The organism is Pedobacter arcticus A12, assembly GCF_000302595.1.
GTDB classification, from domain to species: domain Bacteria; phylum Bacteroidota; class Bacteroidia; order Sphingobacteriales; family Sphingobacteriaceae; genus Pseudopedobacter; species Pseudopedobacter arcticus.
On the sequence record NZ_JH947127.1, the window covers coordinates 776,318 to 787,490 of the forward strand.

Annotated in this window: 12 protein-coding genes and 1 tRNA gene; all 13 read right to left on the reverse strand. The window is 36.8% G+C overall.

Annotated elements, in window-relative coordinates:
- Positions 1 to 7 precede the first annotated feature (7 nt).
- The gene (locus tag B176_RS0115095) at positions 8 to 1,486 is read right to left on the reverse strand and encodes a UDP-N-acetylmuramoyl-L-alanyl-D-glutamate--2,6-diaminopimelate ligase (protein ID WP_017259665.1); all 1,479 of its coding nucleotides are present in this window, start codon (positions 1,484 to 1,486) and stop codon (positions 8 to 10) included.
- Positions 1,473 to 3,575, reverse strand: coding sequence for a penicillin-binding protein (locus tag B176_RS0115100; RefSeq protein WP_017259666.1), 2,103 nt, complete (start codon positions 3,573 to 3,575; stop codon positions 1,473 to 1,475). The genes B176_RS0115095 and B176_RS0115100 overlap by 14 nt, the downstream gene beginning before the upstream one ends.
- Positions 3,576 to 3,577: 2 nt before the next feature.
- Positions 3,578 to 3,976 carry an FtsL-like putative cell division protein gene (locus tag B176_RS0115105; protein WP_017259667.1) on the reverse strand — a complete coding sequence of 133 codons (399 nt, stop codon included), beginning with the start codon at positions 3,974 to 3,976 and terminating at the stop codon, positions 3,578 to 3,580.
- Positions 3,973 to 4,878 (reverse strand): 16S rRNA (cytosine(1402)-N(4))-methyltransferase RsmH, encoded by a 906-nt coding sequence (gene rsmH / locus B176_RS0115110; protein ID WP_017259668.1) that lies wholly within the window; start codon positions 4,876 to 4,878, stop codon positions 3,973 to 3,975. The genes B176_RS0115105 and rsmH overlap by 4 nt, the downstream gene beginning before the upstream one ends.
- Complete coding sequence (gene mraZ / locus B176_RS0115115; protein WP_026063374.1) at positions 4,868 to 5,335, reverse strand: division/cell wall cluster transcriptional repressor MraZ; 468 nt, start codon at positions 5,333 to 5,335, stop codon at positions 4,868 to 4,870. Before mraZ ends, rsmH begins: the two co-directional genes overlap by 11 nt.
- A gap of 382 nt (positions 5,336 to 5,717) precedes the next feature.
- The gene (locus B176_RS0115125; protein ID WP_040540518.1) at positions 5,718 to 6,011 is read right to left on the reverse strand and encodes a Txe/YoeB family addiction module toxin; all 294 of its coding nucleotides are present in this window, start codon (positions 6,009 to 6,011) and stop codon (positions 5,718 to 5,720) included.
- On the reverse strand, positions 5,996 to 6,211 hold the full coding sequence (locus tag B176_RS0115130) for a DUF2683 family protein (RefSeq protein ID WP_017259672.1): 216 nt from the start codon (positions 6,209 to 6,211) through the stop codon (positions 5,996 to 5,998). Before B176_RS0115130 ends, B176_RS0115125 begins: the two co-directional genes overlap by 16 nt.
- Before the next feature lie 244 nt (positions 6,212 to 6,455).
- Positions 6,456 to 7,646, reverse strand: coding sequence for a phosphoglycerate kinase (locus tag B176_RS0115135; RefSeq protein ID WP_017259673.1), 1,191 nt, complete (start codon positions 7,644 to 7,646; stop codon positions 6,456 to 6,458).
- A gap of 159 nt (positions 7,647 to 7,805) precedes the next feature.
- Entirely contained in the window at positions 7,806 to 9,209 is a 1,404-nt protein-coding gene (locus B176_RS0115140; RefSeq protein ID WP_017259674.1) for a DUF4403 family protein, read from the reverse strand.
- 77 nt (positions 9,210 to 9,286) lie between these two features.
- The gene (locus B176_RS21035; protein WP_154648001.1) at positions 9,287 to 9,436 is read right to left on the reverse strand and encodes a lmo0937 family membrane protein; all 150 of its coding nucleotides are present in this window, start codon (positions 9,434 to 9,436) and stop codon (positions 9,287 to 9,289) included.
- Between the two features lie 66 nt (positions 9,437 to 9,502).
- On the reverse strand, positions 9,503 to 10,024 hold the full coding sequence (locus B176_RS19715; RefSeq protein ID WP_202803353.1) for a 2OG-Fe(II) oxygenase: 522 nt from the start codon (positions 10,022 to 10,024) through the stop codon (positions 9,503 to 9,505).
- Complete coding sequence (locus B176_RS21305) at positions 10,021 to 10,341, reverse strand: hypothetical protein (RefSeq protein ID WP_202803354.1); 321 nt, start codon at positions 10,339 to 10,341, stop codon at positions 10,021 to 10,023. The genes B176_RS19715 and B176_RS21305 overlap by 4 nt, the downstream gene beginning before the upstream one ends.
- Before the next feature lie 235 nt (positions 10,342 to 10,576).
- Positions 10,577 to 10,650, reverse strand: a tRNA-Ala gene (locus tag B176_RS0115155).
- Positions 10,651 to 11,173: the final 523 nt, after the last annotated feature.

Genomic DNA, 11,173 nt, shown 5'->3' on the forward strand with positions numbered 1-11,173 from the left:
TCGTCTCTTAGCTTAACTGGTTAAAACAGTTGGTTAATATCTCTTTGTCATCAAAGTGGTTACGCACTCCATTTATCTCTTGGTATTTCTCATGGCCCTTACCTGCCAAAAGAATAATATCTCCTGGTTTCGCTAAATGACAAGCCGTTCTAATCGCTTCTTTCCTATCTGTTATTGATAAAACCTTTTTTTGATTTACTGGAGAAACACCAGTTTGCATTTCTTGAATGATGGTATCGGGGTTTTCTGTACGCGGATTATCTGATGTCAAAATCACTTTATCACTCCAATCACAAGCAGATTTTGCCATTAAAGGACGTTTTGTTTTATCCCGATCGCCACCGCAGCCTACAACCGTAATTACCGTTTCGGTTTTCGACCTGATGTTATCAATTGTACTCAACACGTTTTCCAGAGCATCTGGTGTGTGTGCATAATCTACAATACCAATTACTTTGTTTGGAGAAATAACATAATCAAACCTACCTTCTGCACCACTTAGCGTACTTAAAATTGTTAAAACATTGATTTTATCTTGATCTAGCAACAAAGCAGCGCCGTAAACTGCCAGCAAATTGGAGGCGTTAAAACTACCTACCAGCTTAAAATAAACTTCTTGATTATCGATATCGAGGTGTAAACCAGAAAATTGGTTCTCAATAATTTTTGCCTTAAAATCTGCAAGAGATCTTAGTCCGTATGTTTTTTTGTTAGCCGCGGTGTTTTGCAACATCACCATTCCGTTTTTATCGTCAACGTTAGTTAACGCAAACGCAGAACGTGTTAGCCCATCAAAAAAAGCTTTTTTGGCTTTGATATAGTTACCAAAAGTTTTGTGAAAATCTAAATGATCATGGGTAATGTTGGTGAAAATTCCTCCTGTAAAGGTTAAACCTTCAATACGGTGTTGCGCAATGGCATGCGAACTCACTTCCATAAAGCAATAATCACAACCCATGTCCAACATATCATTCAATAAAATATTGAGTGCAATTGGATCTGGCGTGGTATGCGTAGCAGGGATTATTTTATCGTTTATCTGATTTTCTACAGTTGATATTAACCCTACTTTATAACCTAATGCTCTAAATAACTTAAATAAAATTGTGGCGACTGTAGTTTTTCCGTTTGTGCCTGTGATACCAACCAACTTTAATTTTGTTGATGGGTGATTATAGAAATTAGCAGCAATTAAACCTAATGCTTTACCTGCGTCAGTTACTTTAACGTAAGTAACGCTTTCGGCAAAAACGGCTGGTAGCTCTTCGCAAACTATAACTTTTGCACCTTGTTCAATGGTTTTGGCAATGAACTGATGTCCGTCTGCAACGGTTCCTTTAATTGCAACAAATAAACTATCGTTAGTTGCTTTTCTCGAATCAAATTGCACAGCAACAACTTCTACATCTGTAGAACCTACCACTTGCTCTAAAGCAACCCCGTACAATATGTCTTTTAAAATTGCCAAACCTTTACTGTAATTCAATTAAAATTCTTGTTCCTTTATATATTGGTGTACCGGCAGCTAATGATTGCGATACTACTTCGCCATTACCCTTAACTACTGGCGATAAACCAGAGTTGCCTAATACAAACAATGCGTCTTTTAAACCCATTCCTTCAACATTAGGTACCAGACCTTTATTCATTTTTACTTCTTTATAAGCAATACCGCTGTTGGTATCAATTCCAAGTTCTTCTTGGTTGGTAGAAGCAAGCAAAGCCTTCACGCCAAAAGCCTTATAAACGTTTTGCGTAGATTTTTTGTAACGACCTTTAACTTCGGGCATTTTAGTATTACCTACCAACTGAGGTGCTTTATAGCTAGAATTCATTTCCAAATCGCTACCAAAAACAACATCGGCAACTTCTCTAAAAACCGGACCTGCCACAGATGATGCGTAGTAAGAACCTTTTGTAGGATTTTGCACCACTACAATCATCGAGTATTTCGGATTATCTGCCGGAAAATAACCACAGAAAGAAGCTTGATACTGTCTTTTGCCACGATAACCATTTGCGCCATCTGCTACCTGTGCAGTACCTGTTTTTCCTGCAATCCGATATAAATCACTTTTGATAGTGCTTGCTGTTCCTTCTTCTACAACACCTTCCAACATTTCTTTTAACAATCCCAAAGTGCGGTCAGAACAGATTTTATCTTTAATTGTGCGGGCTTTAAATAACTCTACTGTGTTCCCCAATCTTCTAATTTCATGAACGAATAGTGGCGCAATCATTTTACCGTTGTTAGCCACTGCGTTATAAAGTGTAAGAATTTGAATAGGACTCATTTTAAGTTCGTACCCATAAGCCATCTGAGGCAAGGTTAAACCACTCCACGACTTACTTTTTGGCGTTTTTACCAAAGGTGTTCCTTCTCCAGAAATCTGTAAACCTAATTTATCATTCAAATGTAGCGCATGCAACTTATCGGTAAACTCACTTGGATTGTCTTTATAACCTTTATAAATCTGCTTTACAATTGCCACGTTTGATGATTTTTCGAAAGCAACCTTCATAGAGATTACCCCTTCATTCTCATGATCTCTGATGGTATGGCGATATAGTTTATAATTCCCGCCTTCCGTATCAACGATATCATTTGGACCAAATTTATTATCGTCCATCGCTACCAGATAAGAAGCTAATTTAAAAGTTGAACCTGGCTCGGCGCTTTGTGCAATTGCGTAATTATAAGTTTCTTTATAAGTATCTGGCGCTACCTTGGTAAAATTGGAGATGGCTTTAATTTCGCCTGTTTTAACTTCCATTACCAGCACACAACCAAAATCTGCAGCGGACTTTATCAATTGCTTTTTTAACGCATTTTGCGCTAAATCCTGAATATTTACGTCAATAGTCGAAATAACATCAGCACCAGCTTTAGGCGCAATTTCGGCATCTTCGTTAACTGGCATCCAAACACCACCTGCAATACGTTGCACCAATCTTCTGCCCGTTTCGCCGTTGATATAATCTCCATAAGCCCCTTCTAAACCAACAGCCGCCGTTGAATGAACATTATAATAACCTATGGTTCTATATGCTAAATCTCTAAATGGTAAAATTCTTTTATTCTCCTGTACCGCAATTAAACCGCCTTTATATCGGCCCATATTAAAAATCGGGAATTTTTTAATGGCTTTTAAATCCTGATAAGAGATATTTCTTTTAACCAGAAAATAACGCTGCTTATCTTGTCTCGCGTTTCTTAAAGCCCTAGAATACTCACGCTCGGTTTTATCTTTAAAATAACCAGAAAGCTTGGCAGCCAAAGAATCTACTTTGCTAAAAAACACTTCTTTATCTTCAATACCGCCGGCCAATAAATCCATTCGGACATCATACTCAGGAACCGAAGTGGCCAGTAGACTTCCATCTATCGAGTAGATATTTCCCCTAGAAGCTTCTACAGTTGCATATTTAGTGCTCAAACTATCGGCCATGGAGCGATATCTATCGCCTTGAACCACCTGAACTTGGAACATCTTAGCCATAACCGCCACTGCAAAAAGAATAATGAGCCCAAAGGCTGCATAAACTCTAAGTAGGATGTTAGTTCTAATATTCATTTTTAATTTGCTTTCAATTTTGTGGGTGGCTTTACAGATACTTTTAATCCTAACAAGGAGTCCACCTTTTTTATCACTTCTGTTTGTCTACTCTGAAACATCAAATCCGCTTTAAGCGTTTTAAAATCCCAGCTCAACTCTTTTACTTCTTTACTTAAACCGTCAATTTTTCTGATATTATTCTCAGCATTGTGACGGTTTCCGATATATATCATTCCTAAAAAGGAAAGAAACAATAGAAACGGCAAGGCATCTGTTGCCGCTTCTTTAGAGAAAGCTTTTTTAGCCATCCAAACCGTAAAAATGTTTGGCACCTCAACAGGCTTTTCCTTCTGCTCTACTTTTTTAGGTTCGGCCAGCTTTCTTTCTGCTTCTATTTCAGATTTTAAGCGGTTACTCATTTCTTTATCGCAATTCTTAACCTTGCACTTCTTGCCCGGTTATTAACTTTAATCTCTTCTTCCGATGCCGTAATCGATTTTTTTACCAACAGATCAAAAGGCTTAATCTCGTTACCAAAAAAATCTTTCTCTACCATACCAGAGAATTTTCCTTTCGCCATAAAATTCTTCACCAACCTATCTTCTAAAGAATGGTAAGACATGACAACCAATCTTCCGCCCGGCGCCAAAACATCGATAGTTTGCTCTAAAAATTCTTTTAAAGCTTCCATCTCTTGATTAACCTCAATGCGTAAGGCCTGAAAAACCTGCGCTAAATATTTATTTTCTTTCCCTCTAGGAGTTAGGCTAGCGATTGCTGATTTTAAATCTGCGATGGTTGCGATTTCCTGCGTTAGCCTAGCATTTACGATTGCTTTTGCCAAGGTTTTTGCGTTCTGGATCTCGCCGTACATGCCAAAGATTTTATGCAACGCCTCTTCTGTATACTCGGCGATGATTTTTTTTGCAGTCAAATCTGCTGATTGATCCATCCGCATATCCAAATCAGCATCAAAACGGGTGGAAAACCCACGTTCCGGCACATCAAATTGATGTGAAGAAACACCCAAATCGGCTAAAATTCCGTCAACAGGAAGTAAACCATGAGCTCTGAGATTATTCTTTAAGAATCGGAAGTTTTGATCGATAAACTCAAAACGATCATCGGCAATCAGATTCATTTGTGCATCTGCATCCTGATCAAAAGCAACCAAAGTTCCTTCTGCCCCTAAATGCTTGATTATTTCTTTTGAATGCCCGCCACCACCAAAAGTAACGTCAACATAAACACCTGCCGGCTTTATCGCTAAGGCATCAATACATTCTTGCAACATTACAGGAACATGGTAATTATTCGGCATTTGCACTCCTTCCTTTATTACCCATTACTTCCTCTGCTAGGTTAGCAAAGTTTTCTGGCTCGTCGTCCATCTGCACATCATAAGCTTCTTTTGCCCAAACCTCAATTTTATCAAACTGACAGGAAAGAACAACTTCTGTATTGATGCCCGCATACTCTAACAAAGGTTTTGGCAACAAAACTCGTCCAGAAGCATCCAGACTCAAAATTGTTGCACCTCTGGTGAAGTACCTAATAAACTCTCTGGTTTTCTTTTCGAAGGAATTTAACGCTGCTAATTGAGCAGTAATTTTATCCCACTCGGCTTTGGTATAAATAGTCAAATGCTTTTCAAACCCTCGGTGAATCACCAAGCCTTCCGTGTCCGCCAAAGGCAATTGCTTTTTTAAACCGGAAGGAACCATTAAACGGCCTTTCGCGTCAAGCTTGCAATCAAATTCACCAATTAGATGGGACACCATTGAACTTTACACTATTTATTAGTGTAAAAGTACAGAATGTTACCACTTTTTCCCACTTTTCGCCACAAAAAGTTTTCAACAGCAAGAAATGGCGACATAACCACTTTAAAAGACGATTTTAGACAAAAAACTTAGTGTCAACAATTTTAATTGAGGCAAATTTATACTTGTAAATATTTGAAATATAGAATAATAAAGAGAAATAAGCCTTGTGTGGGGAAGCTCGATTCGCTGGAGTTAAAAGTGGGAGAAAATCTCAGATATTTCCATCTTTTAGTTTTTTTGGAGTTAATTTTTAGAAAAATTGAACTTATGTAACTGGGAAAGGACAGAAAACAGCCTTCTTTAAAACATAAACAGTGATAAAGGAAAATTAAGATTAATGAGGATAGCTATTATCGGTATAATGTCTCATTGCAGAAATTACCTCCACAACGACTGTATCGTTGTTTATCGAATAAATCATTCGGTCTTTTTGATTGATGCGTCGAGACCAAAAACCTTTAAGATCGTATTTTAACTGTTCGGGCTGACCTACGCCGGTGGATGGATGTACTTTTAATTCTTCTAAAATTTCTTTTATCTTACGTTCTGCGATTTTATTGCCTGATTTTTTGTGTTTGGCAATATCTGCCATTGCGTTTTTTGTTAAGTAAACTATAAACTTTTCCATAGTTCATTTATATCTTTCACTTCGTAACGCTCTTTGCTTGCGGCTGATTCTTTAATCATTTTCACAAACTCAGGATTATAAGGACTTTCTCCTTCCACCCTCTCAATCCCTTTTTTCTCATCAATTCCAACTTTTATCAACTCTAATAGCGCTTTTCCGTAACTGCTCCGTTCGTTTATTTTTAAAGTGATTGTTGTCATATTCCTGTCGTTTAATCTAATACAAATTTATGTAAAACAAATATAGCAAAGTTTAATCATACGTTCGGAGCTATCAGCGTAGTACGCTTTGTTTTAGAGTTCAAAAAACATGTTACGAACATAATGTTTAGTTTATTGTTTTAAATTATCTATCAAGAATCAGAGTGAAACCAAATTGCACAAAAGAACCCATAAAAAAAGCGACAAGGAGAAGCCTGTCGCTTTTAAATTAGCTGTTAAAATCTTAATCTAAAATAGCTTTAACACCTGGCAGTTCCTTACCTTCCATATATTCTAACAAAGCGCCACCACCTGTAGAAACGTAGCTAACTTTATCCTCTAAACCAAACTTAGCAACTGCTGCTGCAGAATCTCCGCCACCGATCAAAGAAAAAGCGCCGTTTTCCGTAGCTTCAACTACTGCATGTGCAATAGCTTTTGTTCCGTTTTCAAATTTCGGCATTTCAAAAACACCCATTGGTCCATTCCACAGTATTGTTTTGGATTTTTTGATGATTGCAGAGAACTTTTCGATTGTATCTTCACCAATATCCAAGCCCATCCAGTTATCCTTGATATGATCGTTATAAGCGTTACCCGTCTCAGCATCATTACTAAAAGCATCCGCAATTACAGAGTCACTAGGTATCAGTAATTTAACGCCTTTCTCATTTGCTTTTTTAATCAATTCCTTTGCAAGCTCGAGTTTATCGTCTTCCACTAATGATTTACCGATTTTACCGCCATTAGCCTTAATAAAAGTATAAGTCATGCCACCGCCGATAAGGATATTATCCACTTTATCCATCAATTTTTCAATCAACAAAATTTTGTCTGATACTTTTGCTCCGCCCATAATTGCAGTAAATGGTCTTTCTGGAGCATCCAATACTTTTTTAGCATTTTTAAGCTCAGCCCCCATCAAATAACCAAAGTACTTTGCATTAGGAAAAAACTGAGCTATTATCGCTGTTGATGCATGTGCTCTGTGAGCTGTTCCAAAAGCGTCGTTTACATAAACATCACCTAAAGTAGCTAGCTTTTCAGCGAAAGCCTTATCGCCCTTTTCTTCCTCTTTGTGGAAACGTAAATTCTCTAACAACAACACGCCACCGATTGGTAAATTAGCGGCTTTGGTTTTTGCTTCTTCGCCAATACAGTCGTCAGCAAATTCAACCTTTGTGCCTGTTAATTCGCTTAAGTGGGTTACTATATGCTTTAAGGAGTATTTTTCTGTAGGGCCATCTTTTGGTCTGCCTAAGTGCGACATTAAGATTACGCTACCTCCATCTTTTAATATTTTCTTAATCGTTGGCATTGCTGCCGTCATTCTTTTATCATCGGTGATATTGTATTCAGCATCTAAAGGGACATTGAAGTCAACCCTTACTAATGCTTTCTTTCCGGAGAAATTGATATCGTCTATTGTTCTCATCGTTATTAAAATTGAAACGCTAAGCTAAAGTTTTAGGCGGAAAACTGGAAACGAATTCTTTATTTAGTGTAATGCTTACACTATCTAATTACCGCAAGATGGCAAAACAAAAAAGCCAATCTGTTGCGAGATTAGCTTTACATTATTTGTTTAATTGACTTACTCAGTCCCGTCAATCGTTACAGCCACTTTTCCAGTAGCAACAACCATAGCTACAATTGCATTAGGTGTTAAAATAACTTTGTTGGGTGTTATGCCGGTTAGGGTTCCATTCACTTTTACGCCTTTAATGGGCTGATAATTATTTAAATAACCAGCCATTGTTTTCTGCCCGTCTGCCAGTTGGCTAGCGATAGAAAAGCGACAGGCATCGCTCATTTTCTTAAGAATCAAACCATGTGCTAACCAGTTTCCAACCTTTAACAATTTATTTTTGGAGTCGAGCACAAAATCAACCTGATCTAAATATATTTCTTTGGTGGCAGTATCATAAGCAGGAATACCTGTAAGGTAAAAATCGCCATTCACAGAACCACTTAAATTCAAAGCAACAATCATTCTACCATCTTTGCCCCATAAATCTACCTTATTAACTGTAACCGACCGGCTGCCCGATTCGAATCTTTGCCCGGCGAAGTTTTTGGTAACCACTGCTGATGCATAGCTATAAGATGCAAAAGCGGCTACATTTGCGTTGAACTGATCGGGCATTTTATCTACCGATTTTAAAACGATAGCATTCCGGTCAAAAACAATGGACGGCTTGCGACCAATAGCGGTTTCTAAATAGGTTTTTAGTCCCATGTTGACCGTAATTTTTTGGTTGGCAACGGTCGCCTTGGTAGCATAAATTTCTACCGGTTGCATGGAAAACCAAGTTTCATATTCATCATTTACCTTAGTTGGCTGGCTAAAGCTTTCTAAAGCATCTAAAACATACGGTTTAATATCTAAAGATTGCGCAATTGCATCATCTACTAATTTGGCCAAAGTTGGCTTGAATACAGAAAGTGCCGGATTAATCAAATAAGTAATTGGAATTGCTTTTCCGGCTATTGTTACGGTTGGTGTTTCTTTCCATTGTACGTTCTGGATAGTGGTAGCGGTTACCAATTTCCAATCTTTTAAACCAACTGTGGTACTTAACCTCACTGTTCCGTTTAAATAAAAATCTTTAACATCTGTAAGGTCAATACCAAAAGACTGTACGCCGTATTTTACTTTACCTATAATTTTTAGTGGTAAATCCATCAAAATTTTGCCATTCTGTTCGCTAATAACAATGTTAGAGGGCTTATAAACCTTCATCATCAGGTTATCTTCATCTAAAGAATTATCTTCATAAATTAATCCTTTTAAGTATTTATTACTCTGTGTTTGCAGATCTTTAACCGCAATCTCTACCGGCATATTTATAAAAGAAAGTTGCTTTTCGTAAATTACTTCTGTTGAAGAATAATCTGGTAAAGGTTTTAATGCCTGCACTTGCTTAGAGGTACTGCAAGAAGAGATATACAATGCTAAGCCAATAAATAGGATTTGAGAGAGCTTGTTGAAATTCATGTTCTTAAAAAATTAGAGCACAAAGATATTAGCTAATTCCGAGATTTTTCTGAAAGATTTCAGGAGCAGTTTAGGTGCTATGTTGGTTCTGATAAAAACTTAATAATGAACGAGAAGACAGCTAAAATCAATAATATATGAATCATAATACCGGCGGCAAAAACAAAAACCCCCAGTATCCAGCCCACTATAAAAATTATTATTAAAATATTTAGTATAAATCTCATCACTATATCGTATTAACAGCGATATGCAAAGGGTATGCCACTAAAAAGCAATTAATAATATTTATATTATGGCTTTGAGGGCATTATCTTTTTTAGAATTATGGGAGGAATACAATCTTTCAAAATAGCCTTTACTTTTTCTTTTAGCGATGGTTTAAAAGCTATTAAATCTTCTGAGTTATTTTTTCTTTCTTTGAATAAGGTGTTATGTTTTTCTTGATCGATATTAATTTCTGAGGCTGGTCTTCCGTTTGAGTAGTAATATAAGGCTAAAGATTTACGGCTTCTATCTTCTGGACAATTTAAAGCATCGGGATGTCCGTGATAGGAGAAATCTGTAGTCGAAAAAATTGCCATTCTATTGAATACAGGTAGAATTTTCTTTACACACTGCTCCATATTTTTGCCCCACAGCTCAAAATTACCACCATATTCTTCTTTCCAGTCCTTATTCAAATAAACCAGAACATTGATTCGGCGATCAAGTTTTAACTGTGGATGCTTATTAAAATCTGCATGTACTTTTAACAAACCTCCCTTTTTTATTTCATGCTGGCCACCACCAAAAAAATATGGATCACTGATCAAGGTTCCTCAATCCCAGTTAAAACTTGTAAAAAGCTCAAAAATGGCTCGGAGTTTAAAAAGTGCATCAATACTTTAGTTTGAGAACCAAAGCTACTTTCCCCTTTACTGGCAAGCTTAATCTGCTTAGTGTCGTTAAAGCTAATGTTGTCTTTTCTTGAAAGATCTGGAAACTCCGAAAGAACCTCGGTTAAAAAATCCTCATCAAAAAAATCATCGAAACTTATACTCGGAAAAGGATCTGCGCTTTGGTACTGAGTTGCGTATTTATTAGCCGATTGGATTAGATCCTGATGTTGTTCACTCAATAAAGCCGTCATTTACTGTTTTTTAATTTAAAATAAATATACAAATAGCATATTAAACTGCAATTTTCTAGATAAAAAAACAGCAATGAGCAAACAACTCAAATATTAAACTATTTCTTAAATGCATTTACACCGCTTTACGGGATGAATTGTTTTATGATAGCGATGAAAATGATTTTTTTTTTGCGTTACTAAGAAACAAAAGAAGCTATTTCTGGGGAGAAATAGCTTCTTTTAAATAATTATGTGGAGAATATCGGATTCGAACCGATCACCTCTTCACTGCCAGCGAAGCGCTCTAGCCAAATGAGCTAATCCCCCTTTTTGTATTTGTTATTCCAACAGACCATCCCTTTCAAACCGATCGAAGCGCTCTAGCCAAATGAGCTAATCCCCCTTTTTGTATTTGTTATTCCAACAGACCATCCCTTTCAAACCGATCGAAGCGCTCTAGCCAAATGAGCTAATCCCCCTTTTTGTATTTGTTATTCCAAACGACCATCCCTTTCAAGCCGATCGAAGCGCTCTAGCCAAATGAGCTAATCCCCCTTTTTGTTAGAGATGCAAATATGTTAAATAAATCAGAATTTACAAGCGCTTGTTTTATAATTTCTGCAAAAACACACACTTCTCTAAATCGAAGAGTCTGTAATTCTTTGTCCGCTAAATCACTACGTAAATACCTAAAATGGCAACCGCTACTATTTGTACACTTAAAATCAACTCAAAAATATACAGTGCTTATTTTCTAGGCATGGTTCTTATAGATTACATCTTAGATTATAAGTATAATCAGGTTTAATTATTTACATCTATTTATCTAAAACATTATGGCAGAAATTAA